Consider the following 17,659-nt stretch of genomic DNA (forward strand, 5'->3'; position numbering starts at 1 on the left):
CTCTGGCGCTCAACAGATACTCAAAAGGACCGGCTGTTCATGTTTTCAGGACTCCTCATTATTCTGCTGCCCCTGATTGTGGGCTACCTTATCCCGCTGCATCAGGAATCTGCATTACGGCTTATCAACCGTTTTCTCAGCTGGATTGTTTACGTCATTCTTTTCTTCATGGGGATAAGCCTGGCATTCCTGGATAACCTGTCGGCGAATTTACTCTCCATCCTCCATTATTCTGTCGTCACCGTGGTGGTTATTTTACTGTGCAATATTGCCGCGCTGCTGTTGCTGGAACGAACTATTCCATGGAAAAATCACCATCATCAGGAAAAACTCCCTTCACGAATTGCCATGGCGCTGGAATCATTAAAACTGTGCGGCGTCGTGGTGCTCGGTTTTCTTCTTGGACTGACCGGTTGGGCATTTTTACAGCACGCGACAGAGGCCAGCGAATATACGCTTATCTTCCTGCTGTTCCTGATCGGTATTCAGCTGCGAAATAATGGCATGACCCTGAAGCAAATTGTCCTCAACCGTCGGGGAATGATGGTTGCCGTGATTGTTGTCGCCAGTTCAATGGTGGCGGGCGTCATTAACGCCTTTATTCTCGATCTGCCGCTGAAAACCGGCCTGGCGATGGCGTCAGGTTTTGGCTGGTACTCCCTCTCCGGTATTCTGCTGACCGAATCATTCGGCCCGGTGATCGGCAGCGCCGCTTTCTTTAACGATCTGGCGCGAGAGCTGATTGCCATCATGCTGATCCCAAGCCTGGTTCGCCGCAGTCGTTCCACCGCGCTGGGCTTGTGCGGCGCAACGTCGATGGACTTTACCCTGCCGGTACTACAGCGCTGCGGAGGGCTGGAGATGGTGCCCGCGGCTATCGTACACGGCTTTATTTTAAGTCTGCTGGTTCCGGTCCTGATGGCCTTCTTCTCTGCCTGATACTTCTTTGGCGGTAGGTTTCCTGCCGCCAAAATTGCGCTAAATCAATCTCCCTCTATTTTGTAGCAGAAAGCCCTTTTCACCGTTCTGGCACAAGCATAACCTTAAACATGTATATCAAATATAACTTTAACAGGTGTGATTATGTTTTGTGTGCAATGTGAACAAACCATCCGTACCCCGGCAGGCAATGGCTGCTCTTACGCACAGGGTATGTGCGGCAAAACCGCAGAAACATCTGACCTGCAGGACCTGCTGATTGCGGCCCTGCAAGGCCTTTCCGCCTGGGCGTTCAAGGCCCGTGAATACGGCATTGTCGACCACTACGTCGACAGCTTCGCCCCGCGCGCCTTCTTCTCCACGCTGACCAACGTTAACTTCGACTCTCCGCGCATTGTCGGCTATGCCCGCGAAGCGATTGCCCTGCGTGAAGCGCTGAAAGCACAGTGCCTGAAGGCGGACGCCAGCGCCCACGTGGAAAATCCGATGTCAGAACTTCAGCTGATCAGCGACGATCTGGGCGACCTCCAGCGTCAGGCGGCAGAATTCACCCCGAATAAAGACAAGGCGGCGATTGGCGAGAACATTCTCGGCCTGCGCCTGCTGTGCCTGTACGGCCTGAAGGGCGCGGCGGCCTATATGGAACACGCGCACGTGCTCGGTCAATACGACAACGACATCTACGCCCAGTACCACAAAATCATGGCGTGGCTGGGCACCTGGCCTGCCGATATGAATGCCCTGCTTGAGTGCTCAATGGAAATCGGCCAGATGAACTTCCGCGTGATGAGCATTCTGGATGCCGGTGAAACCAGCACCTACGGCCACCCGACGCCGACGCAGGTCAACGTTAAAGCGACCGAAGGCAAGTGCATCCTGATTTCCGGTCACGACCTGAAAGATCTCTACAACCTGCTGAAGCAAACCGAAGGCACCGGCGTTAACGTCTATACCCACGGCGAAATGCTCCCGGCGCACGGCTACCCGGAGCTGCGTAAATTTAAGCATCTGATCGGTAACTACGGCAGCGGCTGGCAGAACCAGCAGGTGGAGTTTGCCCGCTTCCCGGGCCCTATCGTGATGACCTCTAACTGCATCATCGACCCTACCGTCGGCGCGTATGACGACCGTATCTGGACCCGCAGCATCGTCGGCTGGCCGGGCGTGAGCCACCTCGAAGGCGACGATTTCGGTCCGGTTATCGCCCAGGCGCAGCAGATGGCGGGCTTCCCGTACAGCGAGATCCCGCACCTGATCACCGTCGGCTTTGGTCGTGAAACCCTGCTGGGTGCCGCTGATTCGCTGATCGACCTCGTCAGCCGTGAAAAGCTGCGCCACATCTTCCTCGTTGGCGGCTGCGACGGCGCGCGCGGCGAGCGTAACTACTTCACCGATTTCGCCACCCGCGTGCCGGAAGACTGCCTGATCCTGACCCTGGCGTGCGGAAAATACCGTTTCAATAAGCTGGACTTCGGCGACATCGAAGGTCTGCCGCGCCTGATCGATGCGGGCCAGTGTAACGATGCTTATTCGGCCATCATTCTGGCCGTTACCCTGGCGGAGAAACTGGGCTGCGGCGTGAACGACCTGCCGCTGTCGCTGGTGCTGTCATGGTTTGAGCAGAAAGCGATCGTCATCCTGCTGACCCTGCTCTCTCTCGGCGTCACCAACATCGTGACCGGCCCGACCGCGCCCGGCTTCCTGACGCCGGACCTGCTGGCGGTGCTGAACGAGAAATTCGGTCTGCGTTCCGTGACCAACGTCGAAGATGATATGAAGCAGCTGCTGAGCGCGTAAGGAGTAACTCATGACCATGCCAACCCCACAATGTCCGTGGCGGATGCAGGTTCATCACATCCATCAGGAGACGCCGGATGTGTGGACGCTGTCGCTGCTTTGCCATGACTACTATCCGTACCGTGCGGGTCAGTATGCGCTGGTTAGCGTTCGCCATTCGGCAGACACCCTGCGCGCCTACACCCTTTCTTCCACGCCGGGCGTGAGCGAGTACATCACGCTTACCGTCCGCCGTATTGATGACGGCGCGGGCTCGCAGTGGCTGACGCGGGACGTGAAGCGCGGGGATTATATCTGGCTGTCTGACGCACAGGGGGAATTCACCTGTGACGACAAAGCAGACGATAAATTCCTGCTGCTGGCGGCGGGCTGTGGCGTAACGCCGATTATGTCGATGCGCCGCTGGCTGGCGAAGAACCGCCCGCAGGCAGACGTGCAGGCGATCTTCAGCGTGCGCTCTCCGGAAGATGTGATTTTTGCCGATGAGTGGCGGAATTATCCGGTGACGCTGGTGGCTGAGCACAACGCGACCCACGGCTTTGTGCCCGGTCGCCTGAGCCGCGAGCTGCTGCAAAGCGTGCCGGATATGGCGAACCGCACCGTGATGACCTGCGGCCCGGCGCCGTACATGGATAGCGTGGAAAAAGAGGTGAAAGCGCTTGGCGTGACCCGCTTCTTCAAAGAGCAGTTCTTCACGCCGGTGGCGGAAGCGGCAACCAGCGGCGTTAAGTTCACCAAACTGCAGCCTGCGCAGACCTTCTTTGGCCGCGTGGGGACCACGCTGCTGGAGGCGCTGGAAAGCAATAAGGTGCCGGTAGTGGCTGCCTGCCGTGCGGGCGTGTGCGGCTGCTGTAAGACGAAGGTGGTTTCGGGGGAGTATACCGTCACCAGCACCATGACGCTGTCCGACGCGGAAATTGCCGAGGGTTACGTGCTGGCATGTTCGTGCCATCCACAGGGCAATCTCGTCCTCGCATAAACGTTAAATGTTAGATCGTAGGCCCGGTAAGCGTCAGCGCCACCGGGCTTTTGTTATCCTCACCGCCACGCCGGACCTTTCCCTACCGCAAAGCGCCCTGCCCCTAAAAACGCGATAGCCAGCGAGCCGATAAAGAAGTACACCAGGCTTTCAATCGCCCATGCGCCTACCTTATCGAGGGCGAGCGTTTCCCCCATTCCCACCATCAGCCACGCTACGATCATCGTAAACGCCAGCACCAGCGCGGCCGGGCGCGTAAAAAGCCCGACAATAATCAGGAGCGGCGCCACCACTTCGCCAACCAACACGCCGTAGGCGATAAATCCCGGCAGCCCTTTCTCTACCAGCATGCCGCTGATAAAGCCCACGCCGCCAAAAAGCTTGTGCAAACCGTGAAAAAGCATCAGCCCGCCGACGGCAAGTCGTAACAAGAGTTTGCCAAGTTCGTCGCACGATAGCTTTTCATTAACAGCAATTAACAATGATTTAACCATTTGAAATGATTCCTGTTTTCACCGAGGTATTGCCAGATTATGCCGAATAATTGCGCGTGAAAAGCACCTTTTAATTAGGGGGAGATGACGGGCAATACGGAGACTTTCTTCTAAGCTTGTAAGCGATATCACAAAAAGGAGACGGACAACCATGAAACAAACCGTGGCTGCATATATTGCGAAAACGCTCGAACAGGCTGGCGTGAAACGTATCTGGGGCGTAACCGGCGATTCCCTGAACGGACTTAGCGACAGCCTCAACAAGATGAAGACCATCGAATGGATGCCCACCCGCCATGAAGAGGTTGCCGCCTTCGCCGCAGGCGCTGAAGCACAGCTTACCGGTGAACTGGCCGTCTGCGCCGGATCCTGCGGGCCGGGTAACCTGCATCTGATCAACGGGCTGTTCGACTGTCACCGCAATCACGTGCCGGTGCTGGCGATTGCCGCCCATATCCCCTCTTCCGAAATCGGCAGCGGCTATTTTCAGGAGACGCATCCGCAGGAGCTGTTCCGTGAATGCAGCCACTATTGCGAGCTGGTTTCATCCCCGGAGCAGATCCCGCAGGTGCTGGCTATCGCCATGCGCAAGGCCGTGCTGAACCGCGGCGTTTCGGTGGTCGTTATCCCGGGCGATGTGGCCCTCAGGGCCGCGCCGGAAGGGGCCAGCACCCACTGGTATCACGCTCCGCAGCCGGTGGTGACGCCAGCCGAGGAGGAGCTGAAAAAGCTGGCACAGCTGCTCCGTTACTCCAGCAATATCGCCCTGATGTGCGGCAGCGGCTGCGCGGGGGCGCACAAGGAGCTGCTTGAATTTGCCGGTAAGCTGAAATCGCCGATTGTCCACGCCCTGCGCGGCAAAGAGCACGTCGAGTACGACAACCCTTACGACGTGGGGATGACCGGGCTGATCGGTTTTTCCAGCGGCTTCCACACCATGATGAACGCCGACACGCTGATCCTGCTCGGCACCCAGTTCCCGTATCGTCCGTTCTACCCCGCGGATGCCAAAATCATTCAGATTGATATCAACCCGGCCAGCATCGGCGCGCACAGCAAGGTCGATATGGCGCTGGTGGGCGACATCAAATCTACCCTTGCCGCCCTGCTGCCGCTGCTGGAAGAGAAAACCGACCGCAAGTTCCTTGATAAGGCGTTGAGCGACTATCGCGATGCCCGCAAGGGGCTGGACGACCTCGCCAAACCGAGCGACAAAGCCATTCACCCGCAGTATCTGGCGCAGCAGATCAGCCATTTCGCCGACGACGATGCCATCTTCACCTGCGACGTGGGCACGCCAACGGTCTGGGCCGCGCGCTACCTGAAGATGAACGGTAAACGCCGCCTGCTCGGCTCGTTCAACCACGGCTCGATGGCTAACGCCATGCCGCAGGCGCTGGGCGCAAAAGCAACGGCGCCGGAGCGTCAGGTGGTGGCGATGTGCGGCGACGGCGGGTTCAGCATGCTGATGGGGGATTTTCTGTCGGTGGTACAGATGAAGCTCCCGCTGAAAATTGTGGTCTTCAACAACAGCGTGCTGGGCTTCGTGGCGATGGAGATGAAGGCTGGCGGCTATCTGACGGACGGCACCGAGCTGCACGACACCAACTTTGCCCGCATCGCCGAGGCCTGCGGCATCACCGGTATTCGCGTGGAGAAAGCCTCCGAGGTGGATGAAGCCCTGCAGCGCGCCTTCTCCATCGACGGTCCGGTGCTGGTGGATGTCGTCGTCGCCAAAGAGGAGCTGGCGATCCCGCCGCAGATCAAGCTTGAGCAGGCCAAAGGCTTTAGCCTCTATATGCTGCGCGCGATCATCAGCGGGCGCGGTGACGAGGTGATCGAACTGGCAAAAACCAACTGGCTCAGGTAAAACATCTGGCATCGCCTTTTTAATAATAAGGACATGCCATGATCGATTTACGCAGTGATACCGTTACCCGCCCGAGCCGCGCCATGCTCGAAGAGATGATGGCCGCCCCGGTCGGGGACGACGTCTACGGTGACGATCCGACGGTAAACGAACTGCAGCGCTATGCCGCAGAGCTCAGCGGAAAAGAGGCCGCCCTGTTCCTGCCAACCGGTACGCAGGCTAACCTCGTGGCGCTGCTCAGCCACTGCGAGCGCGGTGAAGAGTACATCGTGGGCCAGGGCGCGCATAACTACCTCTACGAAGCCGGCGGTGCCGCGGTGCTCGGCAGCATTCAGCCGCAGCCGATTGACGCCGCGCCGGACGGCACCCTGCCGCTCGATAAGGTCGCGGCGAAAATCAAAGCCGACGATATTCACTTCGCCCGCACCCGGCTGCTCAGCCTTGAAAACACCCACAACGGCAAAGTGCTGCCGCGCGAATACCTGAAAGCCGCATGGGAGTTTACCCGCGAGCGCAGGCTCGGCCTGCACGTGGACGGCGCGCGCATCTTCAACGCCGTGGTGGCGTACGGCTGCGAGCTGAAAGAGATTACGCAATACTGCGACTCGTTCACCATCTGCCTCTCTAAAGGGCTGGGCACGCCAGTGGGTTCCCTGCTGGTGGGCAATGCGGACTACATCAAACGCGCGAACCGCTGGCGCAAAATGACCGGCGGCGGCATGCGTCAGGCGGGTATTCTGGCGGCAGCGGGGCTGTATGCTCTGAAAAACAACGTGGCGCGCCTGAAGGACGATCACGACAACGCCGCGTGGATGGCGGCTCAGCTGCGCGAGATTGGCGCCGACGTGATGCGCCACGACACCAACATGCTGTTCGTCCGCGTGGGCGAGGATCGCGCCGCAGCGCTGGGGGAATTTATGAAAGCCCGTGGCGTGCTGATCAACGCCTCACCCGTCGTGCGTCTGGTCATGCATCTTGACGTCAGCCGCGAGCAGCTGGCGGACGTAGTGAAACACTGGCAGGCGTTTTTACAGCGATAAGGAGCATCACGTGCCGCAACGCATTCTGGTGCTCGGCGCCAGCGGATATATCGGTCAGCACCTCACCGCGGCGCTAAGCCAGCAGGGACACCGGGTGCTGGCAGCGGCACGCAACACGGAGCGCCTGCAAAAGCTCAGTTTACCTGGCGTCACCTGCCACAACGTTGATCTCAACTGGCCGAAGGAGCTTCCCGCGCTGCTGGAAGGGGTCGACACGCTTTACTACCTGGTGCACAGCATGGGCGAAGGCGGGGATTTTATCGCCCACGAGCGTCAGGTGGCGATGAACGTCCGCGATGCTCTTCTGCAAACGCCGGTGAAACAGGTAATTTTTTTAAGCTCGCTCCAGGCACCCGAACATGCGCAGTCCGATCACCTGCGCGCCCGCCAGCTGACGGCTGACACCCTGCGCGGCGCTGCTATTCCCGTCACCGAACTGCGCGCCGGAATTATCGTCGGCGCAGGCTCCGCCGCCTTCGAAGTGATGCGCGATATGGTGTATAACCTGCCGGTGCTCACGCCGCCGCGCTGGGTCCGTTCGCGCACCACGCCGATTGCGCTGGAGAACCTGCTGCATTATCTGGTGGCATTGCTGGATCACCCAACCGACCAGCACCGCGTGCTGGAGGCCGCCGGGCCTGAAGTCCTGAGCTATCAGGAGCAGTTCGAACATTTCATGCGCGTCAGCGGCCGCCGCCGCTGGCTGATCCCCATCCCCTTTCCAACCCGCTGGATCTCGGTGTGGTTTTTGAATGTGATCACCTCCGTGCCGCCGACGACCGCCAAAGCGCTGATCCAGGGGCTGAAGCACGATCTGCTGGCGGACGATCGCGAGCTGCGGGCACTCATACCCCAGGACCTGATCCGCTTTGACGATGCCGTGCGTAATACGCTGAAAGAGGAAGAGCAACTGGTGAACTCCAGCGACTGGGGCTACGACGCCCAGGCGTTTGCCCGCTGGCGCCCGGAGTATGGCTATTACCCGAAACAGGCGGGCTGCACGGTGAAGACTTCTGCCAGCCTCGCAGATCTGTGGGAGGTGGTGAACCAGATTGGCGGCAAAGACGGTTATTTCTTCGGCAATATCCTCTGGCAAACGCGCGGGGCAATGGATCTGCTGGTGGGGCACAGGCTGGCAAAAGGCCGCCCGGCACGCCCGTATCTTGAGGTGGGCGATGCGGTCGACAGCTGGAAGGTGATCATCGTCGAGCCGGAAAAACAGCTGGCGCTGCTGTTCGGCATGAAAGCGCCGGGGTTGGGACGACTCTGCTTTACGCTGAAGGACAAAGGCGACCATCGGGAGCTGGACGTCCGCGCCTGGTGGCATCCGCACGGAATGCCGGGGCTGTTCTACTGGCTGTTGATGATCCCTGCCCACCTGTTTATCTTCCGCGGAATGGCGAAACGCATTGCGCAACGGGCAGAACAAAAGACGGAAAAGATATAAATAAAACTCTCTTTCTTTCACCTTTCCCATTGCATAGCGCCGTAATTCACGAAAGAATGCGCACGAAATTCTTTTCAACACAGTGGATAGCTATGAAGGTACTGGTTACCGGGGCGACCAGCGGCTTAGGCCGAAATGCGGTCGAATTTCTGCGCAATAAAGGCATCAGCGTCAGGGCTACCGGTCGCAACGAAGCGATGGGTAAACTGCTGCAAAAAATGGGCGCAGAGTTCGTCCATGCTGACCTGACGGAGCTGGTCTCCTCTCAGGCAAAGGTGATGCTCGCCGGTATCGACACGCTATGGCACTGTTCCAGTTTTACCTCCCCGTGGGGGACCCAGGAAGCCTTCGATCTCGCCAACGTGCGCGCCACCCGTCGTCTGGGTGAATGGGCCGTTGCCTGGGGCGTGCGTAACTTTATTCATATCTCGTCACCGTCACTCTATTTCGACTATCACCACCATCGCGACGTGCAGGAAGATTTCCGCCCTGCTCGTTTTGCCTGTGAATTTGCCCGCAGCAAGGCGGCCAGCGAAGAGGTGATTGACCTGCTGGCGCAGTCAAACCCGCATACCCGCTTTACGGTCCTGCGTCCGCAGAGCCTGTTCGGGCCGCACGACAAGGTGTTTATTCCGCGTCTGGCGCAGATGATGCACCACTACGGCAGCGTGCTGCTGCCGCGCGGCGGCGATGCGCTGGTGGATATGACCTATTACGAAAACGCCGTTCACGCTATGTGGCTGGCAAGCCAGCCGGACTGCGATAAGCTGATCTCCGGTCGCGCCTACAACATCACTAACGGCGAACCGTGCACGCTGCGCAGCATTGTGCAGCGGTTGATCGACGAGTTGCAGATCGACTGCCGTATCCGTTCCGTGCCCTACCCGATGCTGGATATGATTGCCCGCAGCATGGAGCGTTTTGGCAGTAAATCGGCCAAAGAGCCTGCGCTGACGCATTACGGCGTCTCTAAACTCAACTTTGACTTCACGCTGGATATTTCGCGTGCGGAGAATGAGCTGGGGTATAAACCGGTTGTGACGCTGGATGAAGGGATTATGCGCACCGCGGCGTGGCTGCGGGATCACGGGAAGCTTCATCGCTAGCCTTTCTGCCCGGTGGCGGCTTCGCCTTACCGGGCCTACAACTGCACCGTATTGTTCCCTCGCCCCTTTGGGGAGAGGGTTAGGGTGAGGGGAAAGAGCAAATACTAAAACGGCAACCTTTCGGTTGCCGTTTGCTTTTACAGTGCCGTCCAGGCATCAGCCCATGCCAGACCTGCGCCTGGCTCGTAGTATGCCGGGGCGTTGTTACACCAGCCGCTGTACGGGAACGGTTTGCACTGGAACAGTTTACCGTGGTTGTTCACGATATCACCTGCCTTGTACTTGCTGTTCGCGCTCCACGCGGCGTAAGAGCCGGAAGTGCCTTCGTCCTGAGACGGTGCCGCTTTCGCCTTCACGTTCAGAAGGTAAGAGGTGGTGCTGCTCAGTTCGCCATCGCTAACGGTCAGACTCACTTCAATCTGCTGTGCTGTGGCGGATTCTGGCGCCCTGAAGGTCACAACCGCTTTGTCCTGACCGGTCACGGTCTGACCATCCTGTGAACGCCAGGTGTAGGTCAGCTTGTTACCGTCGGCGTCTGTGGAACCTTCCGCGCTCAGAGAAACCTGCGCACCGGCTTCAACGGCGCCAATTGGACCCGCAATATGCGCGACCGGGGCGTGGTTCACCGCCACCGGCTCAGCCGGGGTTTCATCCGGCGTCGGCGCTGGCGTCACCGGGGTTTCGTCCGGGGTGGTGGCAGAGCCATCGTCGTTCACGATGTTGACGTTAAAGAACTTCTGCACGCACTTGCTGTAGTCACCCTCTTTAAAGGCGCTGAACGGCGTCTGGTAGCCCACCAGCTGGCAGGAGTAGGTCTGGCCAGTTGGGGTATCCGCGCTCCATCCCCAGTCCTGTTCCCAGTAAATCTTCAGGGCACCAGCACCGCCTTCATCGAACTGCTTCATGTTAGCGCAGCCCAGCACTTCGTTCGCCGGAACGGGCACTTTCAGGTAGTTCGCGAACTCTTTGTAGTACTTGATACGGTTTTGCGACTGGGCAATTTCAGTTGGGCCGCCGCACTCAACGCCGCCGTTGATGATCTGGGTGGTCACGCCGAAGCCAGGGACCAGACCGTTGGCTTTATCGTGAGCGTTCGGCTGCCAGGTGCCGTCGATAACCTGCAGCATGCTTGGTTTTGGCGGCTGCGGGTAGGCGAAGAAGAAGATCGCGCTCGCCAGGTTCAGCCAGGTGTCCGCCACCAGCTCAGGTTTTTCGAGTAGGGTACGCACGTCGCCGTACATCGCCTCAGAGAACGGACCGTAGTTGTAGTTGTAGGACAGCTGCTTCGCACCGCGACCGAAGTAGCTCAGGAAGTCGCCGTCTTTATCTTTCCCGCACGGCCAGGTCTGCCCCTGCCAGACGTCAGGGTTACATTCGCCGTTATAGCCGCCCTTCTGGCCTTCGCTCCAGCCCATTTCACGCACGTGAACCAGCGCCTGACGCCATTCGGCCTCCGGACGCCAGCTCTCGTGGCCGCCGGTTTCCTGGGCAAAGTGGGCAAACATGGTAGCCAGCTCTTTACGACAGATGGCGTCGCTGTCGCGACCGTCGTTATAGGTCTTACACAGCGCCGGGAATTTACCTACCGCCTTCAGGAAGTTGCTGTAGGTGTACGCCTGCGCGCGCAGTGGGAAGAGATATTCCCAGTCGCTGGCCTTCACGATCCCTTCCACGCGCTTCACGTTTTCAGGGTTCGCCGCGCGGCCTGGCTCAATCATTTCTACCTGAGCATTGTCCAGCGTCTGAATAGTCTCTTTTACGGAGGCCATCAGCGGGAAGCTGGTCAGTTCTTTTTCCTTCTTCGCCAGATCGCTGGCTTTCATGGTGTACGGCTCGCTGGGGGTTGCTTGCAGCGAGGCAGCCTGCGCCATAAACGGGGCGACGCATGCGCCGGCAACGAGTACACTCAGTAACGTCCTTTTGTTCATTTCTGTATTCCTGTTAATAGAAGTTAAATTATAAAATCCCGGCTTATGTATTAATCCGTTAATAAATAAACCACTGACATCTGTTTTCATTTTTCGAAGAACACCCTCGGGAATTCTTCAAAAATAAAAAACCTTAATAACGTGCCGCTAATTTCAATTGCTGATATTTCGCCCAGACTTTATGGGCATATTTCATGCGTTGCGGATAATTTTCTTTTTTTAACCCGGCGTTATACGCACCTACCGCCTCCCAGTTATAGCCATAGACCTTAATCATCCCGGACAGGATGGAAGCGCCAACCATGATGGAGGTACAGGGCTCGGTCATCAGCCGGTATTCATCGATCCCCCTGCTCTCAAGCTGCGCAAAATGGGAGCTGTTAATTTGCATTAGCCCGACATCACGCGTGCCGTCATGGTTTTGACCAACCGCGTACGGGTTCATGCCGGATTCAACGTTGGCGATGGCATATAATAAGTACGGATCGACATGATAATAATGCGCCGCTTTATCCCAACAGTTTGCCAGCGCGCTTTGGCTTATTATCAATAACAACAACATTACCTTTTTCATGTTTACCTGCTGTAAGCGTCAGTGATTTCTCCTTAGCAACATCCTGTAAAATGAATTTTGAATCACTCACCACCCCAAAAGGGTGGTGAGTGATTACTGGGCTATATTATTTGCAGTCTGTTGATGGGCCTTCTTTCACCCATACATCGCTCTTAGCCGGGTTATCACCGCGGGTCCACCATTTGGCACGGTAAACATTGCCCTGGTAGGTTGTGGTTTCGCCGCCGTTGTAGACCAGGTCAGATCGCCAGTTCATCTTCACATTGCTGACCAGCTCCCAGGCATCAACACCGAAGCCGGGCTGGTTGCCCTGGGTCCAGTACTTCGCTTTCCACACCAGATGGTCGAAGCTTACGGTATCGCCATTGTTGTAGATTTTGCTGGCATCCCACGCGGCATATTTGCTGGCGTTAGCATCGACAGGCGCGTCGCAGCTACCGGCTGCAGAGCCTTCATCAGATGGCGGAATCACCTCATCAGCCGGAGGGGTAACCTCGTCAGCAGGTGGGGTCACGTCATCAGCCGGCGGCGTAACCTCAGCCGGTTTCGGATTCACGGTAACCTGCACGTTAGACTGCACGCTGGTTTTACCATCACCGACAACGACGCTCAGCGTGTAAGTAGACGTTGAAGTCACCTCTGGCGCAGTGATGGTCACGTTCGCGCTATCGGTTCCGGTTGCGTGCATATCCGCCGGAATGCTCCAGGCGTAGGTCAGCGCGTCGCCGTCAGGATCCGCCGCCTGGGCATGCAGAGCATAGGTTTCACCCGCCTGCAGCGTTACCGCTTCCATCTGATTGACTACCGGCGCCTGGTTCGCTTTTGGCGCTTTGTTCACGACCTGCACATCAATTGCGTTGCTCAGGCCTTTCGCATCCGTTACCGTCAGGCGGAACGCCAGGGTCTGGTCGCTGGTCACGGCCGCAACGTTGAAGGTCGCTTTGGCTTTGGTGCTGTTGGTGAGGGTCACCGATGGACCAGAAATCTGGGTCCACTTGTAGGTGATAGCATCGCCATCCGGGTCGGTAGAGGCAGAGCCATCCAGCGTAACGGTTGCCGGGCCTGAGACGTTCTGATCGGAAGATGACGCGATTGGCGCATGGTTAGTCACCACCGGATCAACCGGGGTAGTGCTGCCCAGCAGGCTTTCGTTCATCGCGTTCAGGATATCGCCGTTGTCAGCATCAATAGACCAAGAGAACAGACCACCCAGTTTGTTGGCCAGGACGTATTTGCCTTTCGCGGCCGCGGAGTGGGCATCTTCATAGGAGATCAGATCGCCCGTTGATTTGTTGAAGACGTAAGGCGCTTCTGCAGTCGCGTCGTAGCCATACTCCCAACCCGGCTTGCCTTTGTACTCATTTACGATCTGGCGATAGTCGACAACACCCGGTTCCCAGGTGCCTTTCACCATACCGGTTGCAGTACCGGTGAATGGATTATCGCCGGTGTAGCCGTGCACGCCGGTCCAGCCACGGCCATACATACCTGTACCCACGACTATCTTACCTGGCTGTACACCCTGCTGAAGCAGCGCATTCACGCCGTTTTCGGTGGTGTAGTTGGTATCTGGTCGCCATGACGGTGCACGCAGTGCGGCCTGGTGGCCCAGGTCGGTGTTGCTCCAGCCGCCGTAGAAGTCATAGCTCATCAGGAAGATATGATCGAGATACTGCTGAGCGGTGGTGTAATCCACATCCTCAACTTTATCTTTACCGGCGCCAATGGCGCTGGTCAGCTCGTAGGAACGGCCCGTTTCGCTTGACAGTTCATTGAGCATCGCACGGAGATCGTGCATCAGCGCAGTGTAGGTCGCTTTATCCTGCTGCGGATTACCGAGGTTTTCACTCACACCGCCGCCGCCTGGGAATTCCCAGTCGATATCCACACCGTCAAAGAACTTCCAGGTTTGCAGGAAATCTTTTACAGACGATACAAAGCGAGCGCGGATCGCAGGATCGCCCATGTGGAAGAACGGATCGGACAAGGTCCAGCCACCGATGGATGGCAGGACTTTCAGGCCGGGATGCGCTTTTTTCAGCGCCATCAGCTGGCCGAAGTTCCCTTTGTAGGGGTCATCCCATCCAGACACGCCAGCCTGCGGTTTTTGCAGGGCAGCCCACGGATCGTGGATAGCCACGGTATAGTCCGGGCGGCCTGCACAATCACGCTGCAATACGGCGAAGCTGTTACCACCTTCAACGGTTTTCAGACCATCGTTGATGCCATCGCCACCGCAGATTGGAATAAAGCCGTACAGGATGTGGTTCAGGTTAGCGGCAGGGATTTTATCAACCGGGAAGTTACGGCCGTATACGCCCCACTCAGGGAAATAGGCCCCGACGACCTTATCGGTATGCTCAGAGAAGGTTTTATTGTTCTCTTTCATGGTTGTATTCAGCGGCAGCAGATGGCTGCCGTCGGTGTCCGCCACAATAATCAGCTTGCTGGCACTTTTGGTACAGCCGCTGGCGTTACACAACTCAACCTGTTCCTGGTAACGGCCACCTTTTTTCACTTTAAACGTCGCGGAGCCGGAAGCGCTACCGGCCCCGGTCCAGACAGGGGTGCCATCAAGCAGAACTTTTGCAGACGTTGGCGCAGCGCCACTCCAGACATTCCACTCAACTTTCACATCCACGCCATCTTTATGCACTTTGACAAGGCTGTTGTAGTCCTGAGCCGCCTGGTCTACCTCTACCAGCGCAAATTTATCATTGCCGCTGCTGATAGTCGGTGTACCCGGTGCTGCTGCAAATGCGGAGCCGGATGCCGCCGCAATGAAGAGCGCCAGATATTTAGGCTTCATAAATTTCATTTTTATTTCCTGATAAATTTATTCGTGACGTTAATAATCCATGTCTTCCTTGAGAGCATGGAATCTATTTGCATAATGCGTATTTAACTGACCTTACAACCGTGACAAGAAAATATTTTTCTGCGTTGTATTCCCCCATAAAAAGATACAAGCCAAAATTCCGTATAGCTTATATCCCTTACGATACACTGGGCGCAAAGAGACGTCCTGCTCTTACACCGTCGAAAAAATTGACAAAAAAACTTGACCGAAATATTTAAAATATGAAAGCAAACTGCTGCCCAATAAACACCACTATTCCAGCAAATGAGAGATAGGGTCCGAAAGCAATAATGAGGTTATTTTTATTTAAGATATTCAGGATGAAATAACCGACGATACCGCTTAAGGCGGCGACTAATACCAGCGTGGGTAACGCCTGCCAGCCGCACCAGGCTCCCAAAGCCGCCAGCAGCTTAAAATCGCCATAACCCAGCCCTTCCCGCCCGGTACCAAGCCGAAATGCCCAGTAGAGCAGCCAAAGAGAGAGATAACCTGCCACGGCGCCAAATAGCGCATCGCGTAGCGGCATCGTATGGTCAAACGTATGGAGCAACAGGCCAGCCCACAGCACAGGCTGCGTCAGGCAATCCGGCAGCAGCTGATGCCGCCAGTCGATCAAGGCCAGAGGCAACAAGAACGCCGCCAGTACCCACAGGGAGAACAAGGCCTGTACGTTTGGCATACACCAGGCGGTGACGCCAAAAAACAGCGCGGAAAAAAGTTCGATTAAAAATATCCTCAATGGGATACCCACGCCGCAGCGGCTACAACGTCCACGCAGGAGAAGCCAGCTGACCAGCGGAATATTCTCCCAGGCGGCCAGGGTGTGCTGACACGCCGGGCAGTGCGACGCCGGAAAAAGCAAATTGCCGCCCCCCTCTTCCTCCATCACCATGCCCGGTACGCGCTCGGCGACGACGCCCAGAAAGCTCCCCACAATGCCGCCCAGAATCGCACTCATCAGCGGGAACCCCACCGGGTAGACCTCCCGCATCAGCGCGAAGGTGTTCATGAGGCTTTGCTCCAGGTGAGCTGGACTTCCGCTTTTACATCACTGAGGCGATCGACCGGCGTGAGGTTCATTTTTTGCAGCCTGACGCCGGAGGTCTGGTTAATTTCCCGCAGCCAGTTCTTTAATTCGTAGACGTTAACGCGATTTACGACGAACGATAAGGTTTGTCCATCCTGACGCACATCCGTCAGAGGAAGATTAATTTCCTGTGCGCTACTCTCCACCACCGTACGCGGATTATCTGTTTTGACAATCTGGACCTGGAGATGGTTTTTATCTATTTCACTGCGCATCCAGTTCAGCGTCTCTTTTTGTCTGCTCAGCGTGGCTTTACTGTTCAGAATCATATTATCCAGCGGGATCATGCCTGCGTAATAAACGGCCACCCCCGCCAGGGCTACGGCACATATTTTTATAATGACTTTTTCCCTGGCGCTGTAATTCTGATAACGAGACTTAAGCTGCGCGATTCGCTCTTTCATTTATATTTCCCTGCAATCATGGCGGTATAAGGTGCAGCGGTAGAAACAGGCTGCAGGGTAAAATCAAAATTTTCCCCCGCCTGATTCACAAACGTCTGCAACGCGGTTTGGTTTTGCGCACTGACGCTCAGCGTCAGCGTGTTCTGTTGGGCGTCGTATTCCAGCAGATCGATTTCCATCGCCGGCACGGCCTGCCTGGCCTTCTCCAGCGCTTCAAGCTGCAAAAATACCCCTTTGGTCTGCTTTTTCATGTTTTGATCAAAGTGGTATTTGATGTTGGTCTTCTGGCGCATACTCGGAAAATGGTGCTGAAAAACCTGAGCGATCTCCTGCTGATTAGCATTCTCCTGCTGCACCAGCATCCAGGCCATGGCGACGCGCGGGCCGAGCAACAGGCCGAGAGACAGCAGACCCGCTGCGGCCATTGCCGCTTTGATGCCTTTCGGGGCTTTACCCGAGCCCGCTTTCGCGCTGAATTCACCGTGCATAATATTCACGCGGCAGGTTTGCCACTGCGGCTGGATCAGTACCAGCGGATGCTGCCAGGGCTGCAGGAGGTCAACGTCAACCCCTTCAGGCTGCGCGCCGTAGCAGCACACCTCGCCCTCGCCCGCTTTTTGCATCAGCAGCGGCAGCAGGCTGGCCTCCATCTCCCCGGCGGTGTGGGGGGATAAACGCAGCCAGTAGCTTTCATCCTGCTTAACCAGCGTGCTTCCTCCCTCTGCCACCGGCAGCAGCCAGGCATCCGGCAACGCCTGGATCACCTTCATTCCGGCGGCCTGAAAACGGGTTAACCATCCGCGCAGCTGGTCGGCATCAATCGCCACCACATCGACCTCGGCGCCCTTTTTGTTGAGCACCGTCCAGTGAAGATTATCCACGTCACCAATCAGCGTCTCTTCCGCCATCCACGAGAATGCAGCCGCCTGCGAGGCAACTTTTTTCGGCAGCGTAAAGTGGCGGAAGATCATGTTGCTGGCAGGCAGCAGCAGGCAAACGCGTGCCGCCAGGGGATGGTTTATCAGCGAGTCAAGGCTATCCAGCGTCTCAACCTGCTCGCTGCCGGAGACACACCACATTATTTTCCCGCCCTCGCGGCTGTCGGGACGAACAAAAAGGACCTGTTTCATA

General features: G+C 57.0%; 14 protein-coding genes. 7 read left to right on the forward strand and 7 right to left on the reverse strand.

Features of this window, described 5'->3' with window-relative positions; all coding sequences use genetic code 11:
- The first annotated feature begins 39 nt into the window (after positions 1 to 39).
- From ACDO57_RS10525 to hcr, 3 genes are all read left to right on the forward strand, one after another.
- The gene (locus ACDO57_RS10525) at positions 40 to 939 is read left to right on the forward strand and encodes a lysine exporter LysO family protein (protein WP_370883942.1); all 900 of its coding nucleotides are present in this window, start codon (positions 40 to 42) and stop codon (positions 937 to 939) included.
- A 144-nt stretch (positions 940 to 1,083) separates the two neighbouring features.
- Positions 1,084 to 2,736 carry a hydroxylamine reductase gene (gene hcp / locus ACDO57_RS10530; RefSeq protein WP_090417556.1) on the forward strand — a complete coding sequence of 551 codons (1,653 nt, stop codon included), beginning with the start codon at positions 1,084 to 1,086 and terminating at the stop codon, positions 2,734 to 2,736.
- 10 nt (positions 2,737 to 2,746) lie between these two features.
- Positions 2,747 to 3,715, forward strand: coding sequence for an NADH oxidoreductase (hcr, locus tag ACDO57_RS10535; RefSeq protein WP_370883943.1), 969 nt, complete (start codon positions 2,747 to 2,749; stop codon positions 3,713 to 3,715).
- Positions 3,716 to 3,774: 59 nt separating this feature from the next.
- On the opposite strand, the gene ACDO57_RS10540 is transcribed toward hcr, so the two are convergent.
- Entirely contained in the window at positions 3,775 to 4,209 is a 435-nt protein-coding gene (locus ACDO57_RS10540; RefSeq protein WP_370883944.1) for a DoxX family protein, read from the reverse strand.
- Between the two features lie 151 nt (positions 4,210 to 4,360).
- Between ACDO57_RS10540 and poxB the strand changes: the two genes are divergently transcribed.
- The 4 genes from poxB (at position 4,361) to ACDO57_RS10560 (ending at position 9,672) form a co-directional block, all read left to right on the forward strand.
- Positions 4,361 to 6,079 carry a ubiquinone-dependent pyruvate dehydrogenase gene (gene poxB / locus ACDO57_RS10545; protein ID WP_370883945.1) on the forward strand — a complete coding sequence of 573 codons (1,719 nt, stop codon included), beginning with the start codon at positions 4,361 to 4,363 and terminating at the stop codon, positions 6,077 to 6,079.
- Between the two features lie 38 nt (positions 6,080 to 6,117).
- On the forward strand, positions 6,118 to 7,119 hold the full coding sequence (ltaE, locus tag ACDO57_RS10550) for a low-specificity L-threonine aldolase (RefSeq protein ID WP_048990963.1): 1,002 nt from the start codon (positions 6,118 to 6,120) through the stop codon (positions 7,117 to 7,119).
- Positions 7,120 to 7,129: 10 nt separating this feature from the next.
- The gene (locus ACDO57_RS10555) at positions 7,130 to 8,566 is read left to right on the forward strand and encodes a DUF2867 domain-containing protein (protein WP_370883946.1); all 1,437 of its coding nucleotides are present in this window, start codon (positions 7,130 to 7,132) and stop codon (positions 8,564 to 8,566) included.
- A 92-nt stretch (positions 8,567 to 8,658) separates the two neighbouring features.
- The gene (locus ACDO57_RS10560; protein WP_024907825.1) at positions 8,659 to 9,672 is read left to right on the forward strand and encodes an NAD(P)-dependent oxidoreductase; all 1,014 of its coding nucleotides are present in this window, start codon (positions 8,659 to 8,661) and stop codon (positions 9,670 to 9,672) included.
- A 137-nt stretch (positions 9,673 to 9,809) separates the two neighbouring features.
- Here the strand turns inward: ACDO57_RS10560 and ACDO57_RS10565 are convergent, their stop codons facing one another.
- From ACDO57_RS10565 to gspL, 6 genes are all read right to left on the reverse strand, one after another.
- Positions 9,810 to 11,600: a glycoside hydrolase family 19 protein gene (locus ACDO57_RS10565; protein WP_267216793.1), complete on the reverse strand. Its 1,791-nt coding sequence runs from the start codon at positions 11,598 to 11,600 to the stop codon at positions 9,810 to 9,812.
- Positions 11,601 to 11,733: 133 nt separating this feature from the next.
- On the reverse strand, positions 11,734 to 12,174 hold the full coding sequence (gene iagB / locus ACDO57_RS10570) for a type III secretion system invasion protein IagB (protein WP_024907827.1): 441 nt from the start codon (positions 12,172 to 12,174) through the stop codon (positions 11,734 to 11,736).
- Between the two features lie 106 nt (positions 12,175 to 12,280).
- The gene (locus ACDO57_RS10575) at positions 12,281 to 14,992 is read right to left on the reverse strand and encodes a glycosyl hydrolase family 18 protein (RefSeq protein WP_370883947.1); all 2,712 of its coding nucleotides are present in this window, start codon (positions 14,990 to 14,992) and stop codon (positions 12,281 to 12,283) included.
- Positions 14,993 to 15,248: 256 nt separating this feature from the next.
- Complete coding sequence (locus ACDO57_RS10580) at positions 15,249 to 16,046, reverse strand: A24 family peptidase (RefSeq protein WP_267216795.1); 798 nt, start codon at positions 16,044 to 16,046, stop codon at positions 15,249 to 15,251.
- Positions 16,043 to 16,528 carry a type II secretion system protein GspM gene (gene gspM / locus ACDO57_RS10585; protein WP_370883948.1) on the reverse strand — a complete coding sequence of 162 codons (486 nt, stop codon included), beginning with the start codon at positions 16,526 to 16,528 and terminating at the stop codon, positions 16,043 to 16,045. Before gspM ends, ACDO57_RS10580 begins: the two co-directional genes overlap by 4 nt.
- Positions 16,525 to 17,658: a type II secretion system protein GspL gene (gene gspL, locus ACDO57_RS10590; protein WP_370883949.1), complete on the reverse strand. Its 1,134-nt coding sequence runs from the start codon at positions 17,656 to 17,658 to the stop codon at positions 16,525 to 16,527. Before gspL ends, gspM begins: the two co-directional genes overlap by 4 nt.
- Between the last annotated feature and the right edge of the window lies 1 nt (position 17,659).

This window comes from Enterobacter cloacae complex sp. 2015409 (assembly GCF_041365315.1).
GTDB lineage: Bacteria > Pseudomonadota > Gammaproteobacteria > Enterobacterales > Enterobacteriaceae > Enterobacter > Enterobacter pseudoroggenkampii.

Coding starts and splice junctions, on each gene's coding strand:
- ACDO57_RS10525 (WP_370883942.1), top strand. CDS start 40: ATGTTTTCAGGACTCCTCATTATTCTGCTGCCCCTGATTGTGGGCTAC.
- hcp (WP_090417556.1), top strand. CDS start 1,084: ATGTTTTGTGTGCAATGTGAACAAACCATCCGTACCCCGGCAGGCAAT.
- hcr (WP_370883943.1), top strand. CDS start 2,747: ATGACCATGCCAACCCCACAATGTCCGTGGCGGATGCAGGTTCATCAC.
- ACDO57_RS10540 (WP_370883944.1), bottom strand. CDS start 4,209: ATGGTTAAATCATTGTTAATTGCTGTTAATGAAAAGCTATCGTGCGAC.
- poxB (WP_370883945.1), top strand. CDS start 4,361: ATGAAACAAACCGTGGCTGCATATATTGCGAAAACGCTCGAACAGGCT.
- ltaE (WP_048990963.1), top strand. CDS start 6,118: ATGATCGATTTACGCAGTGATACCGTTACCCGCCCGAGCCGCGCCATG.
- ACDO57_RS10560 (WP_024907825.1), top strand. CDS start 8,659: ATGAAGGTACTGGTTACCGGGGCGACCAGCGGCTTAGGCCGAAATGCG.
- ACDO57_RS10565 (WP_267216793.1), bottom strand. CDS start 11,600: ATGAACAAAAGGACGTTACTGAGTGTACTCGTTGCCGGCGCATGCGTC.
- iagB (WP_024907827.1), bottom strand. CDS start 12,174: ATGAAAAAGGTAATGTTGTTGTTATTGATAATAAGCCAAAGCGCGCTG.
- ACDO57_RS10575 (WP_370883947.1), bottom strand. CDS start 14,992: ATGAAATTTATGAAGCCTAAATATCTGGCGCTCTTCATTGCGGCGGCA.
- ACDO57_RS10580 (WP_267216795.1), bottom strand. CDS start 16,046: ATGAACACCTTCGCGCTGATGCGGGAGGTCTACCCGGTGGGGTTCCCG.
- gspM (WP_370883948.1), bottom strand. CDS start 16,528: ATGAAAGAGCGAATCGCGCAGCTTAAGTCTCGTTATCAGAATTACAGC.
- gspL (WP_370883949.1), bottom strand. CDS start 17,658: ATGAAACAGGTCCTTTTTGTTCGTCCCGACAGCCGCGAGGGCGGGAAA.